The organism is Methylibium sp. T29-B, from assembly GCF_000576225.1.
GTDB lineage: Bacteria > Pseudomonadota > Gammaproteobacteria > Burkholderiales > Burkholderiaceae_C > Methylibium > Methylibium petroleiphilum.
In genome coordinates, this window is sequence record NZ_AZSN01000028.1 from 1 (window position 1) to 26,584 (window position 26,584).

The following is a 26,584-nucleotide window of genomic DNA, read 5'->3' on the forward strand; positions in this document are numbered from 1 at the left end:
CTGCGAGGTCAGCGCCACCACGCGGTAGCGGCCGCCGAGTTGCGCGAGCACGCGCTGCCCGACATCGCCGCAGCCGACGACCAGCAGGCGCGGCTTGCGGAAGCTGGCGGGACGGCTGGGCGGGGGTGTGGGCATGGTGGGGGCGTCGTGGGCCGACGGGAGCGGCGGGCACAATCCTGGCTGGTTCGAATCGTGGTCGAGGATAACGAAATGAATTTCAAGGTGACGTTGCAGCCCAGTGGCCGCCACTTCGAGGTGGCCCGCGACGAAGCGGTGCTGCCGGCCGCCATCCGTGCCGGCGTGGGCCTGCCCTACGGCTGCCGCGACGGCGCCTGCGGCTCATGCAAGAGCCGGCTGCTGGAGGGGCGCGTGATCCACGGGGCCCACCAGCTCAAGGCATTGAGCGTGGCCGAAGAAGAAGCCGGCTGGGTGCTGACCTGCTGCGCCACCCCGCAGACCGACCTGCTGATCGAGGCCCGCACCGTGGCTGGCGCCGGCGAGTTTGCGGTACAGAAGATGCCCTGCCGCGTCGGCTCGCTGAACAAGGCCGCGCCCGACGTGGCGATCCTGAAGCTGCAGTTGCCGGCCAATGTCGTGCTGAAGTACCACGCCGGCCAGTACATCGAATTCATCCTGCGCGACGGCGCGCGCCGCAGCTACTCGATGGCCAACGCGCCGCATCGAGCCGCCGAGGGGCTGGAACTGCACCTGCGCCACATGCCGGGAGGCAAGTTCACCGACCACGTGTTCGGTGCGATGAAGGAGAAAGACATCCTGCGCATGGAAGGGCCGTTTGGCAGCTTCTTCCTGCGCGAGGAATCGTCCCGGCCGATCGTGCTGCTCGCCTCGGGCACAGGTTTCGCGCCCATCAAGGCCATCATCGAGCACATGCAGTCCAAGGGCATTGCGCGCGACACGGTGCTGTACTGGGGCTGCCGCAGTCAGGCCGACCTCTACCTGCACGACTGGGCGCTGCAGGCCGCCGCCGACATGCCGAACCTGCGCTACGTGCCGGTGCTGTCGGAGCCGCGTCCGGAGGATGCCTGGATGGGGCGCACCGGCTTCGTCCACCAGGCGGTGATGGCCGACCTGCCCGACCTGAGCGGCCACGAAGTCTACGCTTGTGGGGCCCCGGTGATGGTCGACGCCGCCCAGCGTGACTTCGTCGCGCGGTGCGGCCTGCCTGCAGAGGCGTTCTACGCCGACTCGTTCACCAGTGAGGCCGACAAGCACTGAGCGCCGCGCGCGGGCCGCGCGGCTCACTCCCCGAGGTAGGCCGCCCTCACCTTCGGGTCGTTGAGCAGTGCGCTCGCCTCGCCGCTCATCGTGACCTCGCCCGACTCCATCACATAGCCACGCGTCGCGAGCTGCAGCGCCCGACTGGCGTTCTGCTCGACCAGCAGCACGGTCGTGCCTTGCTGGTGAATATCGTTGACCACCTCGAAGATCTTGTCGACCATGATCGGCGACAGGCCCATCGAGGGCTCGTCCATCAGCAGCACCTTCGGGCGCGCCATCAGCGCGCGGCCCATCGCCAGCATCTGCTGCTCGCCGCCGCTCATCGTGCCGGCTAATTGGTTGCGGCGCTCGCGCAAGCGGGGAAAGATCCCGAACACCTTCTCGAGGTCGGCGTCGATCTCCTTGTCGGTGCGCGTGAACGCCCCCATCTGCAGGTTCTCGGTGATCGTCATGCGGGTGAAGGTGCCGCGCCCCTCGGGCACCATCACAAGGCCCTGCTTCACCAGGTCCCAGGCACCCTGGCCCTTGATGTTGCGGCCCATGAACTCGATCTCGCCGCTGCCCACCGGCTGCAGGCCGGTGATCGCCTTCAGCGTGGTGGTCTTGCCGGCGCCATTGGCGCCGATCAGGCTCACCAGTTCACCCTGCCTGACCTCGAGCGAAACGCCCTTCACCGCCTGGATGCCGCCATAAGCGACCTTGAGTCCGCTGACCTTGAGCAAAGTGTCTGCCATCGTGTGCTCCTCGCTCAATGGGTCTTGTGACCGGCGCCCAGATAGGCCTCGATCACCTTCTCGTTGCGCTGCACGTCGGCCGGCGCGCCTTCGGCGATCTGCTTGCCGTAATCGAGCACCGTCACGCGATCGCACAGCCCCATCACCAGCTTCACGTCATGCTCGATCAGCAGGATGGTGCGGCCGTCCTTGCGGATGCGGTCGATCAGCTCGCGCAGCACCACCTTCTCCGTCGCGTTCATTCCCGCGGCCGGCTCGTCGAGCGCGATGAGCTTGGGTTCGGTGGCCAGCGCGCGGGCGATCTCCAGCCGACGCTGGTCCCCGTAGCTCAGCGTGCGCGCCTTGAACTCGGCGTACTTGCCGATGCCCACGTAGTCGAGCAGTTCCTGGGCGCGCTTTGCGATGGCCGCTTCTTCGTGCTTGAAGCCCGGCGTGCGCAGCACCGCGCCGATCAGCCCCGACCTGGTGCGGATGTGGCGCCCGACCATCACGTTCTCAAGCGCGGTCATGTCGGCGAACAACCGGATGTTCTGGAAGGTGCGTGCGATGCCGGCCTTGGCGACCTCGTGCACCGCGCTTGGCTTGTAAGCCTTGCCCTCGAGTTCGAACACGCCGGAGTCCGGCGTGTACAGGCCGGTGATGACGTTGAAGAAGGTGGTCTTGCCGGCGCCGTTGGGGCCGATCAGGCCATAGACCTGGCCGCGGTCGATGGTGATGCCCACGTCGCTCAGGGCCTGCAGGCCGCCGAAGCGCTTGGACACGTTGGCTACGCGGAGAACGGTGTTCGTCATGTCGTTCTCCTCACTTCGCGGGGACGGGTTGGACACCGCCGCTCGGCGGCGGCGCCGCCTTGCCGTGCTCCGGCGACGGCCACAGGCCGCGCGGGCGCGCCAGCATGATGGCGATCATCGCCAGCGCGATCAGCAGCTGGCGCAGGATCGCCGAGTCGAGCCGGCCGCCGCTCATCTCCTGCAGCGGCCCGGCCACGTAGCGCAGCACTTCGGGCAGCGCCGCCAGCAGCAGCGCGCCGACGATCACGCCGGGGATGTGGCCGATGCCGCCCAGCACCACCATGGCCACGACCATGATCGACTCCTGCAGCGAGAACGACTCCGGCGAGATGAAGCCCTGGAAGGCCCCGAACATGGAGCCGGCCACGCCGCCGAAGCTGGCGCCCATGCCGAAGGCCAGCAGCTTCATGTTGCGGGTGTTGATGCCCATGGCCTTGGCCGCGATCTCGTCCTCCCGGATCGCCATCCAGGCCCGACCGATGCGCGAGCGCTCCAGCCGGTAGCAGATGATCACGCTCACGATCACCATCGAGAGGAACAGGTAGTAGTACAGCGTGACCGAGGGCAGCGAGATGAAGCCGAGGTCCAGCGTGCGCCCCAGGTCGAGCCCGAAGAACTTGATCGAATCGATCTGCGAGATGCCCTTCGGGCCATTGGTGATGTTGACCGGCGCGTCGAGGTTGTTCAGGAACACGCGAATGATCTCGCCGAAACCGAGCGTGACGATCGCGAGGTAGTCGCCGCGCAGCTTCAGCGTCGGTGCACCGAGGATCACGCCTGCCGTGCCGGCCACCGCCAAGGCGAGCGGAATCACGAACCACAGCGGCGTGTGCATGCCGTAGGGGAACATCGCGCGCACCGCCGCGAAGTGGTCTGCCAGGTGCGGGCTGGCGAGCAGGCCGAACAGGTAGGCGCCGACGGCGTAGAAGGCGATGTAGCCGAGGTCGAGCAGGCCGGCATAGCCGACGACGATGTTCAGCCCCAGCGCCAGCAGCACGTAGAGCAACGCGATGTCGATGATGCGCACCCAGGCGTTGCCGAAATACTGCGCGATCAGCGGCGTCAGCAGCAGCAGCGCACCGGCGACGAGGAAGACGACGAGCTTGTTCTTCATCATGGTCGTCTCCCCGCTCAGGCCCGGTCCGCCACGCGCTCGCCGAGCAGGCCCTGGGGCCTGAGCGTCAGCACGAGGATCAGCACGATGAAGGCGAAGATGTCCTGGTAGTGGCTGCCTAGCACACCCCCGGTGAGTTGGCCGATGTAGCCGGAGCCGATCGACTCGATCAGGCCCAGCAGCACGCCACCGACCATCGCACCCGGCAGGTTTCCGATGCCGCCGAACACCGCCGCCGTGAAGGCCTTCAGGCCGGGCAGGAAACCCATCGTGTGCTGCACCGAGCCATAGTTGGCTGCGTACATCACGCCGGCCAGCGCGGCCAGCGCGGCGCCGATGACGAAGGTGGCCGAGATCACCGTGTCGGGCCGCACGCCCATCAGGCCGGCGACGCGCGGGTTCTCGGCGGTGGCGCGCATCGCGCGGCCGAGCTTGGTCTTGTTGACGAGGAACATCAGGCCGGCCAGCGTGAGCGCGGTGACGACCAGGATCAGGATCTGCGTGGTGTTGATCACCGCACCGAACACGTTGAACGGTTCGCTGGGCAGCAGGATGGGATAGGGCTTGTAGTTGGGCTTCCAGATGATCATCGCCAGCGTCTGCAGCAGCAGGCTCATGCCCATGGCGGTGATCAGAGGCGCCAGGCGCGGCGCGTTGCGCAGCGGCCGGTAGGCGATCTTCTCGATCGCGAAGTTGAGCGCGGAGCACACGATGATGGCCGCCACCAGCGAGATCAGCAGCAGCAGCCAGCCCGGGAGGCCGGCGGCGGCCAGCACCGTGACGACCGTCCAGCTGGTGAGCGCGCCCACCATCAGCACCTCGCCATGGGCGAAGTTGATCAGGTTGATGATGCCGTAGACCATCGTGTAGCCCAGCGCGACGAGAGCGTACATGCTCCCGAGCACCAGGCCGTTGATGATCTGCTGGATGAAGATGTCCATCGTGAGGTCTCCCTGTAGGGCGCTGTGGATCAGCACCGCTGCACCGCCGAGCGGCCGGTAGGCCGCGTTTGCGATGTCTAGCAAAAAGCCCGCCAGCTGCGGGCTTTGTTCATCGTCCTGTCATCGGACGCGGCGGATTGTAGACAGCCAAATCGGGCGCTCCGCTGCGGGAAGTCCCGCTGGCAAAACGCCGCAGATCAGGAGTTCCGGCGCTTTTTTTCGTCGGCAGCGACGTTGAGGGCGCGCAGCTGGGAGAGCTTTTCTCCGATCTTGATCTCCAGCCCGCGCGGCACCGGGACATAGAACTGCTGGTCCACGCCGTCGGGCAGATAGCGTTCTCCCGCTGCGAAACCGCCCTCCTCGTCGTGCGCGTAGCGGTATCCCTTGCCGTGGTCGAGCTGCTTCATCAGTGCGGTCGGCGCATTGCGCAGATGCATTGGCACCGGGCGACTGCCGTCGCTCTTCACGAAGGCGCGCACCGCCTTGTAGGCGGTGTAGACCGCATTGCTCTTGGGCGCCACGGCCAGGTAGACCACGGCCTGGGCCAGCGCCAGCTCGCCTTCGGGAGAACCGAGGCGTTCATAGGTTTCGGCTGCGTCGAGGGTGAGCCGCAGCGCACGCGGGTCGGCCAGGCCGATGTCCTCGCTGGCCATGCGCACCAGGCGGCGCGCGACGTAGCGGGCATCGACGCCGCCGTCGATCATGCGCACGAACCAGTACAGAGACGCGTCGGGGTCGGAGCCGCGAACGCTCTTGTGCAGCGCGGAGATGCTGTCGTAGAACTGGTCGCCGCCCTTGTCGTAGCGGCGCAGCTGCTCGCCGAGCGCCTGCTCGAGAAAAGCCTCATCGATCTCGAGCACGGCACCGGCCATGCGCGCGATGTTCTCGTAGGTGTTGAGCAGGCGACGAGCGTCGCCGTCGGCGTAGGCGATCAGCCGCGTGCGCGCCGCGTCGCTGAGCGGCGATCCATTCAGCAGCGCCCGGCCGCGCTCCAGCAGTTCGGCCAGTTCGCCGTCGTCGAGCGGACGCAGCACATGCACCGTGGCGCGCGACAGCAGCGCCGAATTGACCTCGAACGAGGGGTTCTCGGTGGTGGCGCCGATGAAGGTGAACAGGCCCGACTCGACGTGCGGCAGGAAGGCGTCCTGCTGGGCCTTGTTGAAACGGTGCACCTCGTCGACGAAGACGATGGTGCGCCGGCCCATGCCCTGGGCCACCTGGGCCTGCTCGACCGCGTCGCGGATGTCCTTCACGCCACCGAGCACCGCCGAGATGGCGATGAACTGGGCGTCGAAGGCATGCGCCATCAGGCGCGCCAGCGTGGTCTTGCCGGTCCCCGGCGGTCCCCAGAGGATCATGGAATGCGGCCGGCCCGACGCGAACGCGGCCCGCAACGGCTTGCCCTCGCCGAGCAGCTGCCGCTGACCGATCACCTCGTCGAGCGTGGCCGGCCGCAGGCGCTCGGCGAGCGGCGCGTCGTCGGACGCGACTGCATCGATCGAGGAAAGCAAGGAAGCGGGCGACGCCATGCCGCGATTGTCGCAGCGGGGAGATCTGCGCCCCGGCGTACGCGGCTACTGCGCGATGACGTCGGCGCCGGCCGGCGGCGTGAAGCCGAACCGGTCGGCAGGCAGCTTCGCGTCAGCCTCGAACTGGCTGAACTCGAGCCGAGATCGCTGGCCAAAGGCATCGACGATCTCGACCGCGGCCAGCGTCTTGCCGCGGAACCCGACCTTCAGCGACTGGAAGGACCCTTCCTTCACCCGCGGCAGGGCCTGGGCCCACTGCAGGCCCCCGTCGTCGGGCAGCGCCTTGAGTTCGAAATCCTTCTCCAGGGAGGCACCGGCCAGCAGGGCGGCCGGCGTGGCACCGAGCGCCTGGCCGACGGGCCGCACCGTGACCTGGTTCAGGTCGGGATCGTGCAGCCAGACCTTCTGGCCGTCCGAGACGATCAGCTGCTCGTACGGCTTGGTGTAGGCAAAGCGGAATCGGTTGGGCCGGGAGAACTCGAAGCTGCCGCTCGAAGACTTCTTCTTCGCGCCATCGGGCGAGGTGACCGTCTGCGTGAAGGCCGCGCGCCCTGTCTTCACCTCGGCAACGAATCCCTTGAGCGTGTCGATCGCATCCGCGTGCGCTGCGCCTGCGGCGAGGCACAGCGCCGCCAGCCAGACACGACCCCGCCTCATTCGGCGTTCCGCACCGGCACGAGCAGGTCGCGATTTCCATTGGTGGCCATGCTGGATACGAGTCCGGATTTCTCCATTTGTTCCAGCAGGCGCGCCGCACGGTTGTAGCCGATGCGCAGGTGGCGCTGCACCAGCGAGATCGAGGCCCGCTTGTGCTGCAGCACGATGCCCACGGCCTGGTCGTACATCGGGTCGGCCTCTCCGTCCGACGTGCCGCCGCCCTCGCCGCCCGCACCCGACTCGTCATCGAGCGTGCCGCCCTCGAGGATGCCCTCGATGTAGTTCGGCTGGCCCTGACTGCGCAGGTAGTCGGCCACGCGGTGCACTTCCTCGTCGCTGACGAAGGCGCCGTGCACGCGGATCGGCAGACCGGTGCCCGAGGGCATGTAGAGCATGTCGCCCATGCCGAGCAGCGCCTCGGCGCCCATCTGGTCGAGGATGGTGCGCGAATCGATCTTGCTGCTCACCTGGAAGGCGATGCGGGTCGGGATGTTCGCCTTGATCAGCCCGGTGATCACGTCGACGCTGGGCCGCTGCGTGGCCAGAATCAGGTGGATGCCGGCGGCGCGCGCCTTCTGTGCCAGGCGGGCGATCAGCTCCTCGATCTTCTTGCCGATCACCATCATCAGGTCGGCCAGCTCGTCGATCACGATCACGACGTGCGGCAGGCGCTCCAGCGGCTCGGGCGCCTCCGGCGTGAGGCTGAAGGGGTTGGGCAGCTTCTCTCCCTTGGCCGAGGCCTCGTCGATCTTCTTGTTGTAGCCGGCGAGATTGCGCACGCCGAGCTTGCTCATCAGCTTGTAGCGGCGCTCCATCTCGCCCACGCCCCAGTTCAGCGCGTTGGCAGCCTGCTTCATGTCGGTGACCACCGGGCACAGCAGGTGCGGGATCCTTCGTAGACGCTCATCTCGAGCATCTTCGGATCGATCATGATCAGCCGCACGTCGCGCGCCTCAGCCTTGTAGAGCAGGCTCAGGATCATCGCGTTGATGCCGACCGACTTGCCCGAGCCGGTGGTACCGGCCACCAGCACGTGCGGCATCTTCGCGAGGTCGGCCACGACCGGCCCGCCGACGATGTCCTTGCCCATGCCCATGGTGAGCATCGAACTCGCGTCGTTGTAGGCCTGCGAACCGAGGATCTCGGACAGCCGGATGGTCTGGCGCTTGGCGTTCGGCAGCTCGAGCGCCATGTAGTTCTTGCCGGGGATGGTCTCGACGACGCGGATGCTCACGAGGCTGAGCGAGCGGGCCAGGTCCTTGGCCAGGTTGACGATCTGCGAACCCTTCACGCCGGTGGCCGGCTCGATCTCGTAGCGGGTGATCACCGGGCCCGGCGACGCGGCTACAACGCGCACCTCAACGCCGAAATCCTTGAGCTTCTTCTCGATCAACCGCGAAGTCATCTCGAGCGACTCGGGCGTCATGGTTTCCATGCGGCCGGGCACCGCGTCGAGCAGGTCCACCTGCGGCAGCTTGGTGTCGGCCAGCTCGGTGAACAGCGGCTTTTGCTTCTCCTTGGCGACGCGCTCGCTCCTGGGCAGCTCGATCACAGTGGGCTCGATCAGCAGCGGCGCGTGATCGTCGAGCTGCTCGCGCTCGATCTCGACAACATGCTCGCGCTCGCGCATCGCCTGCTCGCCGAGGCGGATGTCCTCGGCGCGCTCGATGCGCTCCTGGCGCTTCTCGCGCAGCCCTTCCAGCACCGAGCCGAGCTGCTCGGCCACCGCCGACCACGAGAAGCGCAGCGCCAGGGGCAGACCGAGCACGAGCGCGGCGATCCAGAACACGCCGGAGCCGGTAAAGCCGATGGCCTTCATGCTGAGGCCGCCGAGCGCATAGCCCAAGACGCCACCGCCGTGTCCGCCCGGCAGGCGCGATTCCCACTGGTACAGGCGGGTCCACTCCAGGGAGCAGCTGGCCGCCAGCACCAGCACCAGCCCGAGCCAGAACAGCCAGGCCGGCCGTGCTGCCACGACATCGCTGCGCGCAGGCGTGTCCTCGGCCCGCAGCAGCCGGGCGAGTGCGCTGAGCCAGGCGCGCCCGGCGATCAGCAGCGCCCACCAGACCGAATAGCCGAACAAGAAGAAGGCGATGTCGGCAAACCAGGCGCCGAGTACGCCGGCCCGGTTGTGCATCTCGTCGGCCATGCCGGAGGTGGACCAGGCCGGGTCGTTGCCGCTGTGCGTTGCCAGCGCCAGCAGGGCCAGCAGCCACAGCACGCCACCGAAGACGACGGCGAACTGCAGGCGCCAGCGTGGCGCGGAAAATTCGGCGACGCCGTCACGCGGCACGGCGTCCTTGCTCAGGGAACCCAGCGGAAAACTCATGCCGCAGATTGTGGCCGAAGCGACTGCGGGCCCTGTGTCGGACTGTTGGGACGCGACGGCATCCGCGCCCGGCTCTGGCGACGCCCGAACATCAACGGTGCGCCAGGCGCTCCATGATGTGCACCGAGCCGTTCTCCTGCGTCTGGATGAAGCCGCGCTCCTCCAGGTCCTTCATCACGCGGCTGACCATCTCGCGCGAGGCACCCACCACCTTGGCCAGATCCTGCCGCGAGACCTTGTTGCGGATCAGTTTGTACTCGGCGCCTTCTTCCGACATGTCGAGCAGCGCGCGCGCGACGCGACCGTACACATCCAGCAACGCCAGCGACTCGATCTGCCGGTCCGCGGCACGCAAGCGGGCGACGAGGCCGCGCATGATCGCGTAGGACAGGCTGGAGTTCTCCGGCAGGCAGCGCGCGAATTCGGGGCGCCCGAGCACCAGCACGTCGCACTGCACCTCGGCGCGCACGGTGGCCGAGTGCGGTTCGTTGTCGATCAGGCTCATCTCGCCAGATAGTCGCCGGGCTGCAGCACAGCCAGGATGACTTCGCGGCCGCGCGCATCGGCCGTGACCACGCGTGCCCGGCCGGTCAGCAAGATGTACAGCGCGTTCGACTTGGTGCCCTGCTCGACGATCACTTCGCCGCGGCGGTAGCGACGCTTGACCACGCCCTCGGCGATGGACTGCGCCTGCTCGCCGGTGAGCAGCGAGAACAGCGGCACGCGCCGGATCAGGTCGAGGTTGGACAACATGGCCATCGCGGCATCCTTCGGTCTGGTTGGACTATCGAGGCCATTGGCCCCCTTGACGCGGACTGCTCGCAGCTCTACCTACAATTCCGTCCTGCGCTGCAAGCCAGCCCCGGGCCTGTGAAATCTTACCGATGCGAACTCTAACCGACGGTCAGCGCTTACCAACACGGATCGTCGCCGATTTGGCCCCCCAACAACGTCTTCACCTGCCTTCGAGCCCTCCGCCATGACCACTCCCCTGCATGCCCGCGTCCTGATCCTCGGCTCCGGTCCGGCCGGCTACACAGCTGCCGTCTACGCGGCCCGCGCCAACCTGGAGCCGGTTCTGATCACCGGCATGGCCCAGGGCGGGCAACTGATGACCACCACCGAGGTGGACAACTGGCCGGCCGACGTGCACGGCGTGCAGGGCCCGGAGCTGATGCAGCGCTTCCTGGAGCACGCCGAGCGCTTCAAGACGCAGGTCGTGTTCGACCACATCAATGCCGTCGATTTCTCCAAGCGACCCTTCACGCTCACCGGGGACTCGGGCCGCTACACCTGCGATGCGCTGATCCTGGCGACGGGCGCCTCGGCCATGTACTTGGGCCTCCCGTCCGAGGAAGCCTTCATGGGCCGCGGCGTCAGCGGCTGCGCCACGTGCGACGGCTTCTTCTACCGCGACCAGGAGGTCTGCGTGATCGGCGGGGGCAACACGGCCGTCGAAGAGGCGCTCTACCTGTCGAACATCGCCAGCAAGGTCACGCTGGTGCACCGGCGCGACAAGTTCAAGGCCGAAGCCATCCTGGTGGACAAGCTGATGGAGAAGGTCGCGGCCGGAAAGATCGAACTCAAGCTCTTCCATGTGCTCGACGAGGTGCTGGGCGACAGCAGCGGCGTGACCGGCGTGCGCCTGAAGAACACCCAGACCGGCGAGACGCAGGACCTGATGCTCAAGGGCTGCTTCATCGCCATCGGCCACCGGCCGAACACCGAGATCTTCCAGGGCCAGCTGGAGATGAAGGACGGCTACATCATCACCCGTACCGGGCTGAACGGCTTTGCCACGATGACCAGCGTGCCCGGCGTGTTCGCGGCCGGCGACGTGCAGGACCACGTCTACCGGCAGGCCATCACCAGCGCCGGCACCGGCTGCATGGCCGCGCTGGACGCCCAGCGCTTCCTCGAACAGGCTGATCGTCCGCTCGACGGCCTGGGATCGTCGAGACTGGCAGAGTTCTGGCTATAATCGCAATCTTTGCCAAACAGGGCCCGGTGCCTTGGGCCCGCGCTGCGCGGGCCGCAGGCCCGGAAGGGTACGCATCAGGCGGGTTGCCAGTCACCTCACCTGCTCTGCGCACTGTGTTGCATCACATCGAACGGAGAAGCGTCATGGCGCGCGTCTGTCAAGTCACGGGCAAGGGCCCGATGGTGGGGAACAACGTCTCCCACGCCAACAACAAAACCAAGCGTCGCTTCCTGCCGAACCTGCAGTACCGCCGCTTCTGGCTCGAGACCGAGAACCGCTGGGTGCGCCTGCGCGTGACCAACGCGGCACTGCGGCTCATCGACAAGGTCGGCATCGAACAGGTCGTCTCCGACCTGCGTGCCAAGGGCGAACTCTGAACCCCGGGAGCTGATCATGGCAAAAGGTGGACGCGAAAAGATCAAGCTGGAATCGACAGCCGGCACCGGTCACTTCTACACGACCGACAAGAACAAGAAGCTGCATCCCGAGAAGATGGAGCTGATGAAGTTCGACCCAAAGGCGCGCAAGCACGTCGCCTACAAGGAAGTGAAGCTGAAGTAAGGCTTCGCGCGGTCGCGAAACCCGCCTGGCCTCTTGGCTCGGCGGGTTTTTTGTTGTCCGCCCATTCGCAATCCTCCGTGCCGCCCACGAAAAAGGCGCCCGCAGGCGCCTTGTTTCGTTCAGCCCGATCAGCCTCAGGCGTGTGCGGAACGCAGTCGCAGCGCAAACTCCTGCAGCGCGGCGATGCCGCTCTCCTCGGCCTTCTTGCACCACGCCTGAAGATCGGCCACGAGTTGTTCGGCCGACACGTTGGTACGGGTCCACAACTGCCGCAACTCTTCGCGCATCGTGACGAGCTTGTCGAGCACCGGGTGTTCCGCGCGCGCCGTTTCCACTTGCAGGCGCACGGCTTGCGGAATGCGATCGTCATCACGGTGCAGCCAGCGATGCGCCAGATGAAGCTGGTTCCACTTCGGCGAATGCTGCTGGCCTTCGGCCTTCAGGCGCGCCAGTTCAACGCGACAGGCCGCCTTCAATTCACGGCCGTAGCCCGCCATCAACTCATAACGATGGGCGATGATCGCCTCGAGCGTCTGGCTGTCCGCCACCGGCCGGATGGTGCCGAGCGCCAGCTTCGGCGCCGTCTTGCGCACTGAAGCCAGACCGCACTTGACCAGCACCGAGATATAGACCCAGCCGATGTCGAACTCATAGGGCTTGATCGAGAACTTTGCCGAGGTCGGGTAGGTGTGGTGGTTGTTGTGCAACTCCTCGCCGCCGATGATCACGCCCCAGGGCGACACGTTCGTCGAGGCATCGGGCGCCTCGAAGTTGCGGTAGCCCCAGAAGTGCCCGAGGCCGTTGATGATGCCGGCCGCGTTGATCGGGATCCACATCATCTGAACGGCCCAGACGGTCAGACCCGCCGCGCCGAACAGGAACACGTTCACCAGCAGCATGACCCCCACTCCCTGCCAGCTGTATCGGGTGTACAGGTTACGCTCGACCCAATCGTCGGGCGTGCCGTGGCTGAACTTGCTGAGGGTCTCGGCATTCTTGGCCTCGGCGCGATAAAGCTCCGCCCCTTCGAGCAGCACCTTCTTGATGCCACGCGTCTGCGGGCTGTGCGGGTCGTCTTCGGTCTCGCACTTGGCGTGGTGCTTGCGGTGGATCGCCACCCATTCCTTGGTGACCATGCCGGTGCTCAGCCACAGCCAGAGACGGAAGAAATGCGCCACGGCCGGGTGGAGATCCAGCGCGCGATGGGCCTGCGAGCGGTGCAGGTAGATCGTCACTGCGGCGATGGTGACGTGCGTGAACACGAGCGTGCACAGCAGCACCTGCCACCAGGTGGCGTGCAACCACCCGTGGGCCAAGCCGTTGATCGCACCATTCCACATCGTCGAAACCAGTTCCATCGCCATCCTTTGAATTGCCGCCGCATTGTAAATGTCGGCTTGCTGAAAGGCCCGGGGAAACTACGGACTTTCCCGGGGTTGTTTGCCTTGGAGCAAGTTCTGCGGCGACTGTTTCAATGGCATTTTTTTATTTTTTCAGCCAGATTGCTGCAAAAAAACCATCCGTTGCGTGCCGATGAGGCCAAAGACGAAGAAAGCCATCCTGCACCAGCGTCCCTGCATCGCCGACCTTGCAACACTCCAGAACCGGCTGGACATCCAGTGCCTCGAAGCCCGGATGCTCTGCGGAGAATGCCTCCGCGATGGCCTCGTTCTCGCTGGCCAGCAGGCTGCAGGTGGCGTAGACCAGCCGCCCGCCCGGTTTGAGCAGCCGTGCCGCACTGGCCAGGATCGCCGCCTGCTTCACGCGCAGTTCCTCTATCGCCTTGGGCGATTGGCGCCACTTCAGATCGGGGTTGCGGCGCAGGGTACCCAAGCCGGAACAGGGCGCATCGACCAGCACGCGGTCGATCTTGCCCGACAGCCGCTTGATGCGGTCGTCACGCTCGTGAGCGATCTGCACCGGGTAGACATTCGACAGGCCGCTGCGCGCCAGACGCGGTTTCAGTGCGTCGAGCCGATGCCCGGACACGTCGAAGGCATAGAGGCGGCCCGTGTTGCGCATCATCGCGCCGAGTGCCAGCGTCTTGCCCCCGCTCCCGCGCAGAAGTCGACCACCATCTCGCCGCGCCGCGCCTCGGTCAGCAGCGCGAGCAACTGGCTGCCTTCGTCCTGCACCTCCACGTCGCCGCGCTTGAAGAGCTCGAGCTTGTTCAACGCCGGCTTGCCCCGGATTCGCAGTCCCCAGGGCGAATGCGGCGTGGCGTCGGCCTCGATGCCGGCCTCGGCCAGGGCCGCCGCCACATCCTCGCGCTTGGCTTGCAAGGCATTCACGCGCAGATCGAGCGGCGCAGCAGCATTGAGCTGGCCGCCAGTGCCCAGAACTCAGACTCGCCCAGCACGCCCTTGAGCGGCGTCGCCAGCCAGTCCGGCAGGTTGTGGCGCAGTTTCTCGGGCAGGGTGTCGACGTCGATCGCCCGCGCTCGCGCCAACCACTCGCGCTCCGGCGGTGAAGCGTGGGCCTGCAGGATGCCGTCGCCGCCCTGCCAGCCCAGCAGGACCAGACGTCGCTCCATCGACCCCTGCCCGGATTGCGCCAGGTGCTGGAACAACAGGCGCCGGCGCAGCACCGCGTACACGGTCTCGGCCAGCGCATGGCGCTCCCGATGGCCCAGGCTGCGGTGCTCGCGAAAGTAGGCCGATACCACGCCGTCGGCCGGCGCGTCGAGCTTCAGAACGGCTCGCAGCAGTTCACTGGCGAGGTCGAGCAAGGCGGATGGATGCATTGCACCGATTATCCGTTGCGCCCTCGCCGCAGCCGCCCGGCGTGCGCGCGCTACAGACCACTGGCCGTCAACGCTTCGCGTACCGCACCGACCTGGCGCCGCGACACGGCGAGCCACTCGCCGGAGGATCCGACGCGCACGGCCCAGCCTTCGGCGCCCTCCTCCTCGCTGGCGCGACGTTCGAGCGCGCTGACCGCGGCCTTGGCGACGATCGCATTGCGGTGCACACGCAGGAAGCTGTCGCCGAGCCGCTGTTCGATCTCGCTCAGCGCGTCGTCCAGCACGTAGGTGTGCGTCGCGGTGCGCAGGGTCACGTACTTCAGCTCCGCCTTGAGGTACAGCACATCGGCCACCGGCACACGCACCAACCGTCCCCGCTCGCTGACCACGATCACCGGCAGCACCGTCGCCATGGCCCCCGGCGCTGCCGAGCGTCGCGCCACCCGAAAGAGCGCCGCCTGCAACCGCTCGCGCCGCACCGGCTTGGTCAGGTAGTCGGTCGCCTCCAGCTCGAAAGCGCGGAGGGCATGCTCGGCGTGAGCCGTCACGAACACGACCGCAGGCGGACGCGGCAGGGCCTGCAGCCGGGCTGCCAGGGCCGTGCCATCGAGACCGGGCATCTGGATATCGAGCAGCAGCACGTCGGCGTCCTGCCGCGCCAGCCAGTCGAGCGCCGCCTGCGCCTGGCCGAGTTCGCCCGCAACCTCGGCAGCCAGTTCGCCGCCCGCGGACACTTCCCGCACCAGTTGCGCGAGCCGCAGGCGCGCCAGCGGCTCGTCATCGACGATCAGCACACGCAGGGGCGCAGCGGGGGTGTTCATAGCGGCACGGTGATCTGCACGCGGTACACGTCGCCGTCCCGTCCGGCCTGGAAATGCGCCGCCACGTCATGCATCAGCCGCAGGCGCTCGTGCACGTTGCGCAGAGCGATGCCATGCCCCGGCACCGAGGCCTGCTGCGGCACGCTGTTGGCCACGAGGATCTCGACCTGGCCTCGCCGCAACCGCGTCCTCACGCGCAACAGGCCGCCGGCCGCGGCCGGCTCGACGCCGTGCTTCACCGCGTTCTCGACCAGCGGCTGCAGCAGCAATGGCGGTAATCGGGCCGCATCGCCTGCGGGATCGATCTCCCAGCGCACCTGCAGCCGATCACCGAAGCGGATCTGCTCGATCGCCAAATAGCGGCGCGCCAGCTCGACCTCGTCGCGCAGGGTCGCCGCAGCCTGGCTGCCGGTGTCGCTCAGCGCGACCCGAAACAGCTCTGCCAGGTCCTCCAGCACGGCTTCCGCGCGGGACGGATCGACACGGACCAGCGCGATCGCCGTGTTCAGCGTGTTGAACAGGAAGTGCGGCCGGATTCGCGACTGCAACTCGGCCAGCCGGGCCCGCGTCGCGGCTGGCTGCTCCAGCCTCGCTCGCTGCCTCAGCCATTGAAAGAACGCGGCGGCCATCGCGGCCCCGGTGGCGGCCCCGGCCGCCGCGTGCAGGCCATCCACCGCCCGGGGGTTGGACCACTGCATCCAGCTCCAAAGCCACCATGCCGCGGCACTGCATGCGCCACCCCACAGCGTGGCCAGCGTCCATTGCAGCGCCACCGATCGCCGGGCCAACCAGCGCCGCGCCAGGCAGGCAGTCAGCAACCACCACATCAGGGCCGGCATCGCGACGCCGGACGCGATGGCGAACTGCAGGCCCCACTGCGCGATCTCGCTGACGCTGAACGCCGTACCCAGCGCCAGCACGCCGTGCACGAACAGCAGCGCGCGCAACACCACGCCAACATGGCAGACGTCAAAAGCCGAGCGCTCGGGCACGACCGCAGGCCGGCCGGGATCACGGCCGCTGTCAGGCCCCAACGCCCCGAACCCGGTGCTCAACAGGGCGGTGTCGACCGCCGCGGCGATCTCGCCACCGTCGGGTCGGGTGGCAGGATGGGCGGCAGGCATCGGGGGGGTCACGAGGGGCAGGCTCCTACAATCGATTGTCCACAACCTGCACGACCCGCAGCAAGCACCGCCCGGCGGGTCCGGTCATGAGCAACGACAACCAACTCGACAAGAAATCCCAGGCCTGGTCGGCGCTGTTCTCCGAACCGATGAGCGAGCTGGTGAAGCGCTACACCGCCAGCGTCGATTTCGACCAGCGCCTGTGGCGGGCTGACATCGACGGCTCGCTCGCCCACGCCGAGATGCTGGCGGCGCAGGGCATCCTGACGGCTGAAGATCACGCGGCCATCGTCCGCGGCATGGCGCAGGTCGTGGCCGAGATCGAATCGGGAGCGTTCGAGTGGAAGCTCGACCTCGAGGACGTGCACCTCAACATCGAGGCGCGCCTGACCCAGTTGGTCGGCGACGCCGGCAAGCGGCTGCACACCGGGCGCTCGCGCAACGACCAGGTCGCGACCGACGTGCGCCTGTGGCTGCGCGGCGAGATTGACGCAATCGGCGCCTTGCTCTCGGCGCTGCAGCGTGCGCTGGTCGACGTGGCCGAGCCGAATGCCGAAGTCATCCTGCCGGGCTTCACGCACCTGCAGGTGGCCCAGCCGGTGAGCTTCGGGCACCACCTGCTGGCCTATGTGGAGATGTTTGCCCGCGATGCCGAGCGCCTGCTCGACGTGCGCCGGCGCGTCAACCGGCTGCCGCTCGGCGCCGCCGCGCTCGCCGGCACCAGCTACCCGCTCGACCGCGAGCGCGTCGCCCGCACGCTGGGTTTCGACGGCGTGTGCCAGAACTCGCTCGACGCGGTGAGCGACCGCGACTTCGCGATCGAGTTCACCGCTTCCGCCTCGCTGTGCATGGTGCACGTGTCGCGTCTGAGTGAAGAGCTGATCCTGTGGATGAGCCAGAGCTTCGGCTTCATCGACTTGGCCGATCGCTTCTGCACCGGTTCGTCGATCATGCCGCAGAAGAAGAACCCCGACGTGCCCGAACTGGCACGCGGCAAGACCGGCCGCGTCGTTGGTCACCTGATGGCGCTGATCACGCTGATGAAGGGCCAGCCGCTGGCCTACAACAAGGACAACCAGGAAGACAAGGAACCACTGTTCGACACGGTGGACACCTTGAAGGACACGCTGCGCATCTTCGCCGAACTGGTGGGCGGCATCAGCGTCAAGCCCGGGGCGATGGAACGCGCCGCGCTGAAGGGCTATGCGACGGCGACCGACCTGGCCGACTATCTGGTGAAGAAGGGCTTGCCGTTCCGGGATGCCCACGAAGTGGTCGCCCATGCGGTCAAGACCGCGATCGCCCAGGGCCGCGACCTGAGCGAGCTGCCGTTGCCGGCCCTGCAGGCCTTCCATCCGGCGATCACTGACGATGTCCATGCCGCGCTGACGCTGCGCGGCTCGCTCGATGCGCGCCAGGTGCTGGGCGGCACCGCGCCGGCGCAGGTGCGATTCCAGATCGCACGGCATCGCGCACGGCTCGGTAGCTGACCCGGTCCGCATCCAGGCGCCGGCGACGCGCGTACCTCTGCGAATGAACTCGCGACGTACGTTGCTGCGGACCGGCGGCCTGACCGGCCTGGCGCTGGGCCTGACCGCCTGTGCGCCGACGCGTGTACTCAATGCGCTGGCTGACTCGGATACGTACACGCTGAAGGCCGACTTGCCCTACGGCCCGGTCCCACGGCAGCGCCTCGACATCTACACGCCGACCCGCGCGGCGACCCGCGCGGGCCACCCGGTCGCCCTGTTCTTCTACGGCGGCTCCTGGAACAACGGCGAGCGAGCCGATTACCGCTTCGTCGGCGAGGCGCTCGCCTCGCGAGGCGTGCTGACCGTCATCGCCGACTACCGCCTCTATCCGCAGGTGAGCTATCCCGATTTCCTGCGTGACTGCGCTGCGGCGCTGGCGTGGACGCTGGACGAGACGCGTGGACTGGGAGGCGATGCCGACCGGGTCTTCGTGATGGGTCACAGCGCTGGCGCCTACAACGCCGCGATGCTGGCGCTCGACCCGCGCTGGCTGGCCGCCGAGCACTGCACTCCGCGGCAGCTGGCCGGCTGGATCGGCCTGGCCGGGCCCTACGACTTCATCCCGATCGTCAACCCCGACGTGCGCCCGGTGTTCCATCACCCCGAGGTTCCACCCGAGTCTCAGCCGATCCGGTATGCCGATCGCGCCGCGATCCGCAGCTTTCTCGGCGCGGCCGCGAAGGACTCGTTGGTCGACCCGCAGCGCAACACCATTCAGCTCGCACGTCGCCTCGAGTCACACGGCACGAACGTCAGCCTGCATCTCTACGAGCGGGTGAATCACGTGACGCTGGCGGGCGCGCTTGCACGCCCGCTGCGCTTCCTGGCACCGGTGCTTGACGACGTGGAAGCGTTCATCAAGCAGCCGCCAATGGCCTGACGAGGCCCCCCGCCGCCGCGCCTCAGCCGATCAGGTTGGCCAGGCTCAGCAAGGCCAGCAGCAGCATCCACAGCACCACCGAGCGCCATACCAGTCCCACCACGCTGCGAAGGTGGCCGAGTTCCGGTGCGAGCCCAGGCGTCGAGCCACTGCATCCGTGTCCTGCCGGTTGGCGCCGGTGGCGAAGTCCTTGGATTGATCGGTCTGCAGCGGCGGCGGCGCGCTGCCGCCCAGGCGCACACCGACCGCACCGGCTGCCGCCGCCAGGATGGTGCCGTCGTTCCGTGACCGCCACAGCCCGGCATCGCGTCGCCAGCATTCGATCGCGGCCTCGAAATCTCCGACCACCGCGAAGCCGAAGGCCGTGAGGCGCGCCGGCAGGTGGTCGATCCAGGCGAACAACTGCTGCGAGCGCTGCATCAGCCGCTCGTTGATCGGCACTCCCACTGTGCGGCTGCGGAAGGCCCAATAGCGGCTCGAGAACTCGGCCAGGCGGTACAGCACCGCGCCGGCCGGACCCAGACCGAGCGTGGACAGCAGCACGAACCAGAAGAACACGCCGAACACATGGCGATGCGCCGCGACCAGCGAATGCTCGATCACGTGCCTCAGCAGTTCGGTGCGCGGCAGGTCGCTGGCGTCGAGCTGACGCCACTCGGCCAGCAGCCGGCGGGCTTCGATCTCGTCGCCCCGCTCCAGCGCGTCGCGGATGTCGGTGAAGTAGTGGCTGAACTGCCGGAAACCGAGCGTGAGGTAGAGCACCAGCACGTCCCACACCAGCGCCAGCAGGATGCTGAAGTGCGCCAGTGCGAAGTGCACCGCGAACACCAGCAGCGCGGGCAGCACCACCGTAATGATCCAGACAACCCAGGAATGGTGATCGCGCCCGGCATCGAAGTTGCGGCCGGTCCACCGGATCCACACCACCATCGCGTCGTGGATGCCGTTGCTGCGTGGCAGGGGATGAAGTTGCTCGATGACGAGGGCCAGCAAGACCGCGAAGAAACTCATGGGTCGATGATACCGAGGCGCCCGCCTCGCAAGACGCGGACGACGGCGAGCTGCCGCGTCGTCAGGCGGTGAGGAAGCGGTAAAAGTTGCGCAGCATCGCGGCGGTCGCGCCCCAGATGAAATAGCCCGGGGACTCGGGGGTCGGGTACCACGGCATCGAGTAGAACGACCTCTGGCCGCCCGGGCCTTCGAACAGGTGGCGCTGATGGTGCGCGGGGTTCATCAGGAAGGCGAGCGGCACCTCGAACACCTCGGCCACCTCGAAGGGATCGGGCCGGGCCGTGAAGCCGGGCTCGATCAGTGCAACGACCGGCGTGACGACGAAGTTGGTGACCGTGGTGTAGATCGGCAGCGTGCCGATCACCTCGATGTGTCGGCGCGGCAGACCGACCTCTTCCTCGGTCTCGCGCAACGCCGTCGCGATCGCATCGGCGTCCTCCGGCTCGGCGCGGCCGCCGGGAAAGCTGATCTGGCCGGCGTGATCGGTCAGGTGGTCGGTGCGCTGCGTCAGCAGCACCGCCGGACCTCCGTCGCGGACGACGAGCGGCAACAGCACCGAGGCGTTGGCGGGCTCCCGATCGATGAGCCGCCCATCGCCCGGGAACTCGACCTGCCACGCGGGGGGCGCGAGGAAGCGCTGCCGCAGTGCCGCCGGCAGGAAGCGATCGAGCGGCACGGCAGAAAGGTGTGAATCGCGCCCGACCACCGGCACGGCCCTGGGATCGATGATCGGAATGCGTTGCATGGAAGTGCGAGCTTAGGCGTTCGGGAACGAAAAAGCCGCCCGGAGGGCGGCTCTTGGTGAGGCAGTTTTTGACGCGACCGCGAGCGGCTGACCCAAGGGTCAGGCGAGCTTTTCCTTGATGCGTGCCGACTTGCCGCTGCGCTGGCGCAGGTAGTACAGCTTGGCACGGCGCACGTCGCCACGGCGCTTGACTTCGATCGACGCGATCAGCGGGCTGTAGAGCTGGAAAGTCCGCTCGACGCCTTCGCCACTGGAGATCTTGCGCACGATGAACGAGCTGTTCAGGCCGCGGTTGCGCTTGGCGATGACCACGCCTTCGTAGGCCTGCAGGCGCTTTCGCGTGCCTTCGACGACGTTGACGCTGACGATCACCGTGTCGCCCGGCGCGAAGGCCGGAATGGTCTTGTTCAGGCGAGCAATCTCTTCCTGCTCGAGGGTTTGGATCAGGTCCATGGGTTCTCCAAGTGATCGTGCCCGCGCCGCGTTCCCTGGCAAGGGAGCTGTTTTGAATGGCCGGGTAGAGGATCGAAAAGCCTTAGATTATAGGCCAAGTCCCGGCAGCGACTGCAGGTAGCGTTCGTCTGCCTTCGTCAGCCGCCCCTGGGCGCGGGCAGCGGCGATCAGATCGGGGCGGCGCCTGGCCGTCAGTTCCAACTGCCGCTCGCGCCGCCAGCGGGCGATCTCGGCATGATGGCCGGACATCAGCGTCGCCGGCACGCCGTCCGCGGCGGCGTCTCCCAGATGCTCCGGGCGGCTGTAGTGCGGGCAGTCCAGCAGGCCATCGGAAAAGCTGTCCTGCTGATGCGAGGTCTGGTCGTTCAGCACGCCGGGCTGCAGGCGCGCCACGGCATCGACCAGGGCCAGGGCCGGCAGTTCGCCGCCCGACAACACAAAATCGCCGAGGCTCAGTTCCTCGTCGACATGGCGGTCGATGAAGCGCTGATCGATCCCTTCGTAGCGACCGCATACCAGGACCGCGCCTGCCTCGGACGCCAGCGCTTCGACGCGCCTCTGCGTGAGCGGCGCGCCGGCCGGGCTGAACAGCAGGACCGGCGTGCGAGCGGCCCCTGCAGCGGCTTGGTCATCGCGCACCGCGGCCAAGGCGCGCTCCAGCGGCTCGACCAGCATCACCATGCCGGGGCCACCGCCGTAGGGCCGGTCATCGACGCGGCGGTAGGCATTGTCGGCAAAGTCACGGGGCTGCCAGAGCTTCAGGTCGATGGCGCCGCTCTCGAAGGCGCGGCGCGTCACGCCCACGGCCTGGAACGGAGCGAACAGTTCGGGGAACAGCGTCAGGACGTCGAAGCGCATGGCGAGGAGGCGCGCAGTCGACTCAGAAATCGAGACCCCAGTCAACCGTGATGCAACGCTGCTCAAGGCTCACCGCGTTGATGTAGGCCGCGACGAAGGGAATGAGCCGCTCGCGTTCCAGCGACCGGCCCTGGGCATCCGTCTCGACCTGAGTGACGCGCAGCACGCTGTGCGCCCCCGTGTCCAGCAGGTCAGCCACATTGCCCAGAGCCTGCCCTTCGCGATTGACGACAGCCAACCCGATCAGGTCGATCCAGTAATACTCGTCGACGTCGGCAGTGGGAAAGCTCGCGCGCGACACGAACACGCTGCAGCCCCGCAGCCTCGGCGGCGTTGCGGTCTGCGACATCCTGAGCGGTAGCCACGATCACATCACCCTGCTCGCGGGCGTTCGTGATGCGTAGCAGCGTCGGCAGCGGCTTGGCCGCCTTCGGCCCCAGGGGCTTCTCGGGCGGCCGCAGGAACCAGCGGCGCGACGAGAACAGCGCCTGGGGATCGCTGGAGAAGGGCAGCACCTTGATGCCCCCCTTGATCCCCCAGGCATCGACGATGCGCCCGACCTCGATGGCATCCTCGGGCCAGACGACCTCGTCGTCGAGCACGGAGGCGCTCACGGTGCGGCAGGCGTTCGTCGCTGCAGCAGCGGCATCAGGCCGCCGGCGCGACCTTGGCCTTGGCGTCCTTCACCAGACGCGCGACGGTCGGCGACAGCTGGGCGCCGTGGCTGACCCAGTGGTCGATGCGGTCGAACGCGACGCGCAGCGGCTCTTCGCCGCCGGCCGCGACCGGGTTGTAGAAGCCGACGCGCTCCAGGAAGCGGCCGTCGCGACGGTTGCGGGCCGGGGCGGCGACGATGTTGTAGAAGGGGCGCTTCTTGGAGCCGCCACGTGCGAGTCGGATCACGACCATGTTGTTTCCTTGAGTCTGGTTCAGGATCCACGTCACCCGGGACACGCGGGGCCGGCGAATCGGTTCATCGGCAGCTCGCGCTGCCCGTGCTCGGCGTCGTAGATACGCTCCGGGCCATCGTCGCGCATTGCTGCACGGCAGATGGACGAAGCCGCCACCGAAACCGCGCATTATAAACTCGTTCCCGATGAGTGCCACCTACCCTGCCGCTGCGCTCCTGCTGCGGCCCAGCGCCGCCGCCGACCTGCCGGCCCTCACCGCCCTCTATGGCTGGCATGCCCAGCATGGCAGCGGCACCTTCGAGCTGGAGGGCCCGAGCCTCGAGGAGATGGCCCGGCGCCGAGACGACGTGCTCGCCAAGGGCTTGCCCTGGCTGGTGGCCGAACGCCACGGCGACCTGCTCGGCTATGCCTACGCAGCGCCTTTCCGCCCGCGCCTGGCTTACCGGTTCGCACTCGAGGACTCGATCTACCTGGCCCCGCACGCACACCGCCAGGGTGTGGGCCGGGCGCTGCTGGCGGAGCTGATCTCCCGCTGCGAGGCCTGGGGCGCGAGGCAAATGTTCGCCGTGATCGGCGACAGCACCAATGCCGCGTCGATCGGCCTGCACCGCGCGCTCGGCTTCGCCGATGTGGGCACGATGCACGCGGCCGGCTGGAAGTTCGACCGTTGGCTCGACGTGGTCATCATGCAGCGCAGGCTCGGCGACGGCGATGCCACGCCGCCTTCGGATTGCCCCCCGGCAGGAGGCCGTTCATGATCCCGCGCTCCAAGACGCTGGCGACCTGGCTCGCCTTCATCGCCGGCAGCATGGGCCTCCACCGCTTCTACCTGCACGGACTGCGCGATGCCTGGGGCTGGCTGCACGTGCCGCCGACGCTGCTGGGCCTGTACGGCGTGGAGCGCATGCTCGAACTGGGGCAGGACGATCGCCTGGCCTGGGCGCTGATCCCGCTGCTGGGCCTGGCACTGGCCGCGAGCATGCTGGCCGCGATCGTCTACGGCCTGACGCCAGACGAACGCTGGAACGCGCGCCACAACGCCGGTGCGGCTGTCCGCCCGAGCGGCTGGCTGGTGGTGTTCGGTGTGGTCGGGGCCGTGTTCGTCGGCGCCACCGTGCTGATCGCCACCATCGCCTTCAGCGGGCAGCGCTACTTCGAGTCCCAAGTCGAGGCCGGGCGGCAGATCAGCCAGTGAGCTTCCGCCTCAGGCGGCGCTCACGAACACCCCGGCATGCTGCTGGCGCAGCAGGTTCTTCTGCACCTTGCCCATCGCGTTGCGCGGCAGTTCGGCCATGACGAACACCCGCTTGGGCAGCTTGAACGCGGCAATGCGCGACTTGAGTTGCGTCACCAATTGCGCCCCGTCCACCCCGGCGTCCGACCGCGCCACCACGACGGCCACCACCGCCTCCCCGAAATCCGGATGCGGCACGCCGATCACCGCCGACTCCGCGACGCCCGGCAGTTCGTTGAGGTAACCCTCCACCTCGGCCGGATAGACGTTGTAGCCACCGCTGATGATCAGGTCCTTGCTGCGGCCGACGATCGTCAAGTAGCCCCGCTCGTCGAGCCGCCCGACGTCGCCGGTCCTGAACCAGCCGTCCGCGGTGAACTCCTCGGCTGTCTTGTCGGGCATGCGCCAGTAGCCCTTGAACACATTCGGCCCCCGCACCTCAACCCCGCCCATCTCGCCCGCCGGACAGGCCTTGCCGGCATCGTCGACCACGCGCAACGCCACGCCCGGCAGCGGTCGGCCGACGGTTCCGCCGATGCGGTCGCCGTCTTCCGGACGGCAGGGATTGGAGGTGAGCATCGCCGTCTCGCTCATGCCGTAGCGTTCGAGGATCGTCAGGCCGGTGCGCGATTGCCAGTCCCGGAAGGTCTCGATCAACAGCGGCGCCGAGCCGGAGATGCACAGCCGCATCCGGGCGCAGGCGGCGCGTGTCAGCGCGGGGTCCTGCAGCAGCCGCACATAGAGCGTCGGCACGCCCATGAACACGGTGGCACGCGGCAGGCGCTCGATCACCGCGGCGGGATCGAAGCGGTTCAGCCACAGCATCCGGCTGCCGTTCAGCAGGGCGCCGTGGCAGGCGACGAACAGGCCGTGCACGTGGAAGATCGGCAGCGCGTGGACCAGCACGTCGTCGGGCCGCCAGTCCCAGTAGCGCTGCAGCGTGCGCGCGTTGCTCAGCAGGTTACCGTGGCTGAGCATCGCGCCCTTGCTGCGCCCGGTCGTCCCGGAGGTGTACAGGATGGCGGCCACTTCGTCGGTGCCCACCCGCGCCGGCTCGTGCCGGTCGTCCTGCTGCGCGGCACGCTCCAGCAGCGTGCCGCTGCGGTCGTCGTTCAGCGTGAACACATGACCCACACCCCGCCGGAACGCCAGCTTGCTGATCCAGGGGAAGTTGCGGGTGGCGCACACCACCACGTCCGGCTCGGCGTTCTCGATGAAGTAGTCGAGCTCGGCCTGCTGGTAGCCATTGTTGAGCGGCAGGTAGACGAAGCCGGCGCGCAGCGTGGCCAGATAAAGCAGCAGCGCCTCGACCGATTTGTCGGTGTGCACGGCGATGCGGGCGCCGGTCGGCAGTTCCAGCGACACCAGTAGGTTGGCGATCATCGCGGTGGCGCGCTCGATGTCGCGCCAGCGGTAGACCAGCCCCCCGTCGGCCTCGATCGCCACGCCGTCCAGATCGGCCGGGAAGCCGGCGCGCAACGCGACGAACAGGTTGTCGTTCTTCATGAGCGGATTCCGTTCCACATCAAGGTCATCGAGGTGCGCCGTGGCCGCCCGCGTCATACCGGATCGTCCGGAAACACCGGCCGGCGCCGATCCAGGAAGGCCTGCACGCCTTCGAGATGCGTTGCGCTGTCGGCATAGCCGAAGTGTCGCGCGCGCTCGGCGTCTGTCGGCCCGCCGCTCAGCAACTGGCGCAGCGTGCGCTTGTTGGCACGCGCCACCGACGCCGGCAGCGCAGCGATGCGCCGAGCCGTGGCGGCGGCCTCGGCTGCCACGTCGTCCACGACGCGCTGTACCAGGCCGCGCCGCAGCGCCTCGTCGGTGTCCAGCAGGCGGGCCTCCAGCAGCAGTTCGGCCGCGTTCGCCCGGCCCACCGCGCTCAGCACCACCGCAAGTTCGTCGGGCGCCATCGGAAGCCGAGATGGGCGATCGGGATGCCGAAGCGCGCGCCGCGCCGGGCGATGCGCAGGTCGCAACAGGCGGCGATCTCCAGGCCGCCGCCGATGCAGCCCCCCTCGATCTGCGCCACGAGCGGTACGTCCGTCGCGAGCAGCGCGTGCAGTGCCGGCGCGACCAGGCGCTCGTGGTAGTCGCGCAGCGCCTGGGTGGAGAAGCGGTGCGCCGGGAACTCTGCGATGTCGGCTCCGGCCGCGAAGTCGCCGCCCTCGCCACGGACGATCACCGCGTGCAGCGTCGGCTGCAGCGCATCCAGCGTCGCCGCCAGCGTCCCGAGCTCGCGCCACATGGCGACGCCGATCGCGTTGAGCTTGCCCGCGTTCGACAGCGTCAGGACGCCGATGCGGGGATCGGCCGGATCCCGCGCGAAATGCAGGCTGCCGCTCATGCGGGCCAGCGGACCGCGCCGCGCGCGGCCGGGTGCACCGTGACGATGA

The 26,584-nt window shown here is 67.8% G+C and carries 22 protein-coding genes and 7 pseudogenes; 8 read left to right on the forward strand and 21 right to left on the reverse strand.

Annotation, left to right across the window (positions count from 1 at the left end; all coding sequences use genetic code 11):
- A pseudogene (locus Y694_RS27050) lies at positions 1-135 on the reverse strand (SDR family NAD(P)-dependent oxidoreductase); the annotation flags it as partial.
- 75 nt (positions 136-210) lie between these two features.
- Here Y694_RS27050 and Y694_RS06820 point away from each other — a divergent pair.
- Positions 211-1,236, forward strand: coding sequence for a CDP-6-deoxy-delta-3,4-glucoseen reductase (locus tag Y694_RS06820; protein ID WP_036230996.1), 1,026 nt, complete (start codon positions 211-213; stop codon positions 1,234-1,236).
- A 23-nt stretch (positions 1,237-1,259) separates the two neighbouring features.
- Here the strand turns inward: Y694_RS06820 and Y694_RS06825 are convergent, their stop codons facing one another.
- The 8 genes and pseudogenes from Y694_RS06825 to Y694_RS06860 form a co-directional block, all read right to left on the reverse strand.
- Positions 1,260-1,973: an ABC transporter ATP-binding protein gene (locus tag Y694_RS06825; protein WP_011828724.1), complete on the reverse strand. Its 714-nt coding sequence runs from the start codon at positions 1,971-1,973 to the stop codon at positions 1,260-1,262.
- Between the two features lie 14 nt (positions 1,974-1,987).
- Positions 1,988-2,764, reverse strand: a complete 777-nt coding sequence (locus Y694_RS06830) for an ABC transporter ATP-binding protein (RefSeq protein WP_011828723.1) — start codon at positions 2,762-2,764, stop codon at positions 1,988-1,990.
- Between the two features lie 10 nt (positions 2,765-2,774).
- Positions 2,775-3,878 (reverse strand): branched-chain amino acid ABC transporter permease, encoded by a 1,104-nt coding sequence (locus tag Y694_RS06835; RefSeq protein WP_036231025.1) that lies wholly within the window; start codon positions 3,876-3,878, stop codon positions 2,775-2,777.
- A gap of 17 nt (positions 3,879-3,895) precedes the next feature.
- Positions 3,896-4,819, reverse strand: coding sequence for a branched-chain amino acid ABC transporter permease (locus Y694_RS06840; protein ID WP_036231029.1), 924 nt, complete (start codon positions 4,817-4,819; stop codon positions 3,896-3,898).
- Between the two features lie 197 nt (positions 4,820-5,016).
- Positions 5,017-6,348, reverse strand: coding sequence for a replication-associated recombination protein A (locus Y694_RS06845; RefSeq protein ID WP_051495619.1), 1,332 nt, complete (start codon positions 6,346-6,348; stop codon positions 5,017-5,019).
- A gap of 45 nt (positions 6,349-6,393) precedes the next feature.
- Entirely contained in the window at positions 6,394-7,005 is a 612-nt protein-coding gene (gene lolA / locus Y694_RS06850) for an outer membrane lipoprotein chaperone LolA (protein ID WP_011828719.1), read from the reverse strand.
- A pseudogene (locus Y694_RS06855) lies at positions 7,002-9,334 on the reverse strand (DNA translocase FtsK). The gene lolA and the pseudogene Y694_RS06855 overlap by 4 nt, the downstream one beginning before the upstream one ends.
- 91 nt (positions 9,335-9,425) lie before the next feature.
- A pseudogene (locus Y694_RS06860) lies at positions 9,426-10,093 on the reverse strand (Crp/Fnr family transcriptional regulator).
- 220 nt (positions 10,094-10,313) lie between these two features.
- On the opposite strand from Y694_RS06860, the gene trxB reads away from it, so the two are divergent.
- The 3 genes from trxB to rpmG all read left to right on the forward strand — a co-directional run bounded on the left by trxB (position 10,314) and on the right by rpmG (position 11,876).
- Positions 10,314-11,315: a thioredoxin-disulfide reductase gene (trxB, locus tag Y694_RS06865; RefSeq protein ID WP_051495620.1), complete on the forward strand. Its 1,002-nt coding sequence runs from the start codon at positions 10,314-10,316 to the stop codon at positions 11,313-11,315.
- Between the two features lie 143 nt (positions 11,316-11,458).
- The gene (gene rpmB, locus Y694_RS06870) at positions 11,459-11,692 is read left to right on the forward strand and encodes a 50S ribosomal protein L28 (RefSeq protein WP_011828715.1); all 234 of its coding nucleotides are present in this window, start codon (positions 11,459-11,461) and stop codon (positions 11,690-11,692) included.
- Between the two features lie 16 nt (positions 11,693-11,708).
- Positions 11,709-11,876, forward strand: coding sequence for a 50S ribosomal protein L33 (rpmG, locus tag Y694_RS06875; RefSeq protein ID WP_011828714.1), 168 nt, complete (start codon positions 11,709-11,711; stop codon positions 11,874-11,876).
- 134 nt (positions 11,877-12,010) lie between these two features.
- Here rpmG and Y694_RS06880 read toward each other — a convergent pair whose 3' ends face one another.
- The 4 genes and pseudogenes from Y694_RS06880 to Y694_RS06895 form a co-directional block, all read right to left on the reverse strand.
- Positions 12,011-13,234: an acyl-CoA desaturase gene (locus Y694_RS06880; RefSeq protein WP_011828713.1), complete on the reverse strand. Its 1,224-nt coding sequence runs from the start codon at positions 13,232-13,234 to the stop codon at positions 12,011-12,013.
- A gap of 127 nt (positions 13,235-13,361) precedes the next feature.
- A pseudogene (locus Y694_RS06885) lies at positions 13,362-14,619 on the reverse strand (RsmB/NOP family class I SAM-dependent RNA methyltransferase).
- Between the two features lie 50 nt (positions 14,620-14,669).
- Positions 14,670-15,440, reverse strand: a complete 771-nt coding sequence (locus Y694_RS06890) for a LytTR family DNA-binding domain-containing protein (RefSeq protein ID WP_036231000.1) — start codon at positions 15,438-15,440, stop codon at positions 14,670-14,672.
- The gene (locus Y694_RS06895) at positions 15,437-16,576 is read right to left on the reverse strand and encodes a sensor histidine kinase (protein ID WP_197028753.1); all 1,140 of its coding nucleotides are present in this window, start codon (positions 16,574-16,576) and stop codon (positions 15,437-15,439) included. Before Y694_RS06895 ends, Y694_RS06890 begins: the two co-directional genes overlap by 4 nt.
- A gap of 74 nt (positions 16,577-16,650) precedes the next feature.
- Here Y694_RS06895 and argH point away from each other — a divergent pair, with 74 nt between their 5' ends.
- Positions 16,651-18,054 carry an argininosuccinate lyase gene (argH, locus tag Y694_RS06900; RefSeq protein WP_036231003.1) on the forward strand — a complete coding sequence of 468 codons (1,404 nt, stop codon included), beginning with the start codon at positions 16,651-16,653 and terminating at the stop codon, positions 18,052-18,054.
- A gap of 43 nt (positions 18,055-18,097) precedes the next feature.
- Positions 18,098-18,976: an alpha/beta hydrolase gene (locus Y694_RS06905; protein WP_051495621.1), complete on the forward strand. Its 879-nt coding sequence runs from the start codon at positions 18,098-18,100 to the stop codon at positions 18,974-18,976.
- 22 nt (positions 18,977-18,998) lie between these two features.
- Here the strand turns inward: Y694_RS06905 and Y694_RS06910 are convergent.
- The 6 genes and pseudogenes from Y694_RS06910 to rpsP all read right to left on the reverse strand — a co-directional run bounded on the left by Y694_RS06910 (position 18,999) and on the right by rpsP (position 22,952).
- Positions 18,999-19,987 (reverse strand): annotated as a pseudogene (locus Y694_RS06910) (CobD/CbiB family protein).
- A gap of 61 nt (positions 19,988-20,048) precedes the next feature.
- Entirely contained in the window at positions 20,049-20,732 is a 684-nt protein-coding gene (locus Y694_RS06915; protein WP_036231009.1) for a CoA pyrophosphatase, read from the reverse strand.
- 99 nt (positions 20,733-20,831) lie between these two features.
- On the reverse strand, positions 20,832-21,185 hold the full coding sequence (rplS, locus tag Y694_RS06920; protein ID WP_011828705.1) for a 50S ribosomal protein L19: 354 nt from the start codon (positions 21,183-21,185) through the stop codon (positions 20,832-20,834).
- 87 nt (positions 21,186-21,272) lie between these two features.
- Positions 21,273-22,043 (reverse strand): tRNA (guanosine(37)-N1)-methyltransferase TrmD, encoded by a 771-nt coding sequence (gene trmD, locus Y694_RS06925; protein ID WP_011828704.1) that lies wholly within the window; start codon positions 22,041-22,043, stop codon positions 21,273-21,275.
- A gap of 22 nt (positions 22,044-22,065) precedes the next feature.
- Positions 22,066-22,645: pseudogene (rimM, locus tag Y694_RS06930) on the reverse strand (ribosome maturation factor RimM).
- 46 nt (positions 22,646-22,691) lie between these two features.
- Positions 22,692-22,952, reverse strand: coding sequence for a 30S ribosomal protein S16 (rpsP, locus tag Y694_RS06935; protein ID WP_036231012.1), 261 nt, complete (start codon positions 22,950-22,952; stop codon positions 22,692-22,694).
- 187 nt (positions 22,953-23,139) lie between these two features.
- Here rpsP and Y694_RS06940 point away from each other — a divergent pair, with 187 nt between their 5' ends.
- Both Y694_RS06940 and Y694_RS06945 read left to right on the forward strand, forming a co-directional pair.
- The gene (locus Y694_RS06940; RefSeq protein ID WP_036231015.1) at positions 23,140-23,712 is read left to right on the forward strand and encodes a GNAT family N-acetyltransferase; all 573 of its coding nucleotides are present in this window, start codon (positions 23,140-23,142) and stop codon (positions 23,710-23,712) included.
- The gene (locus Y694_RS06945) at positions 23,709-24,149 is read left to right on the forward strand and encodes a TM2 domain-containing protein (RefSeq protein ID WP_011828700.1); all 441 of its coding nucleotides are present in this window, start codon (positions 23,709-23,711) and stop codon (positions 24,147-24,149) included. The genes Y694_RS06940 and Y694_RS06945 overlap by 4 nt, the downstream gene beginning before the upstream one ends.
- 9 nt (positions 24,150-24,158) lie before the next feature.
- Here the strand turns inward: Y694_RS06945 and Y694_RS06950 are convergent, their stop codons facing one another.
- Together Y694_RS06950 and Y694_RS06955 are read right to left on the reverse strand one after the other, a co-directional pair.
- Complete coding sequence (locus Y694_RS06950; RefSeq protein ID WP_036231037.1) at positions 24,159-25,694, reverse strand: malonyl-CoA synthase; 1,536 nt, start codon at positions 25,692-25,694, stop codon at positions 24,159-24,161.
- A gap of 53 nt (positions 25,695-25,747) precedes the next feature.
- Positions 25,748-26,535: pseudogene (locus Y694_RS06955) on the reverse strand (enoyl-CoA hydratase/isomerase family protein).
- Positions 26,536-26,584 lie beyond the last annotated feature (49 nt).

Coding starts and splice junctions, on each gene's coding strand:
- rplS (WP_011828705.1), bottom strand. CDS start 21,185: ATGGACCTGATCCAAACCCTCGAGCAGGAAGAGATTGCTCGCCTGAAC.
- argH (WP_036231003.1), top strand. CDS start 16,651: ATGAGCAACGACAACCAACTCGACAAGAAATCCCAGGCCTGGTCGGCG.
- Y694_RS06905 (WP_051495621.1), top strand. CDS start 18,098: ATGAACTCGCGACGTACGTTGCTGCGGACCGGCGGCCTGACCGGCCTG.
- Y694_RS06945 (WP_011828700.1), top strand. CDS start 23,709: ATGATCCCGCGCTCCAAGACGCTGGCGACCTGGCTCGCCTTCATCGCC.
- Y694_RS06880 (WP_011828713.1), bottom strand. CDS start 13,234: ATGGAACTGGTTTCGACGATGTGGAATGGTGCGATCAACGGCTTGGCC.
- rpmG (WP_011828714.1), top strand. CDS start 11,709: ATGGCAAAAGGTGGACGCGAAAAGATCAAGCTGGAATCGACAGCCGGC.
- trmD (WP_011828704.1), bottom strand. CDS start 22,043: ATGCGCTTCGACGTCCTGACGCTGTTCCCCGAACTGTTCGCTCCGTTC.
- Y694_RS06825 (WP_011828724.1), bottom strand. CDS start 1,973: ATGGCAGACACTTTGCTCAAGGTCAGCGGACTCAAGGTCGCTTATGGC.
- Y694_RS06840 (WP_036231029.1), bottom strand. CDS start 4,819: ATGGACATCTTCATCCAGCAGATCATCAACGGCCTGGTGCTCGGGAGC.
- lolA (WP_011828719.1), bottom strand. CDS start 7,005: ATGAGGCGGGGTCGTGTCTGGCTGGCGGCGCTGTGCCTCGCCGCAGGC.
- Y694_RS06830 (WP_011828723.1), bottom strand. CDS start 2,764: ATGACGAACACCGTTCTCCGCGTAGCCAACGTGTCCAAGCGCTTCGGC.
- rpsP (WP_036231012.1), bottom strand. CDS start 22,952: ATGGTCGTGATCCGACTCGCACGTGGCGGCTCCAAGAAGCGCCCCTTC.
- Y694_RS06940 (WP_036231015.1), top strand. CDS start 23,140: ATGAGTGCCACCTACCCTGCCGCTGCGCTCCTGCTGCGGCCCAGCGCC.
- Y694_RS06835 (WP_036231025.1), bottom strand. CDS start 3,878: ATGAAGAACAAGCTCGTCGTCTTCCTCGTCGCCGGTGCGCTGCTGCTG.
- Y694_RS06845 (WP_051495619.1), bottom strand. CDS start 6,348: ATGGCGTCGCCCGCTTCCTTGCTTTCCTCGATCGATGCAGTCGCGTCC.
- Y694_RS06890 (WP_036231000.1), bottom strand. CDS start 15,440: ATGAACACCCCCGCTGCGCCCCTGCGTGTGCTGATCGTCGATGACGAG.
- trxB (WP_051495620.1), top strand. CDS start 10,314: ATGACCACTCCCCTGCATGCCCGCGTCCTGATCCTCGGCTCCGGTCCG.
- rpmB (WP_011828715.1), top strand. CDS start 11,459: ATGGCGCGCGTCTGTCAAGTCACGGGCAAGGGCCCGATGGTGGGGAAC.
- Y694_RS06820 (WP_036230996.1), top strand. CDS start 211: ATGAATTTCAAGGTGACGTTGCAGCCCAGTGGCCGCCACTTCGAGGTG.
- Y694_RS06950 (WP_036231037.1), bottom strand. CDS start 25,694: ATGAAGAACGACAACCTGTTCGTCGCGTTGCGCGCCGGCTTCCCGGCC.
- Y694_RS06915 (WP_036231009.1), bottom strand. CDS start 20,732: ATGCAACGCATTCCGATCATCGATCCCAGGGCCGTGCCGGTGGTCGGG.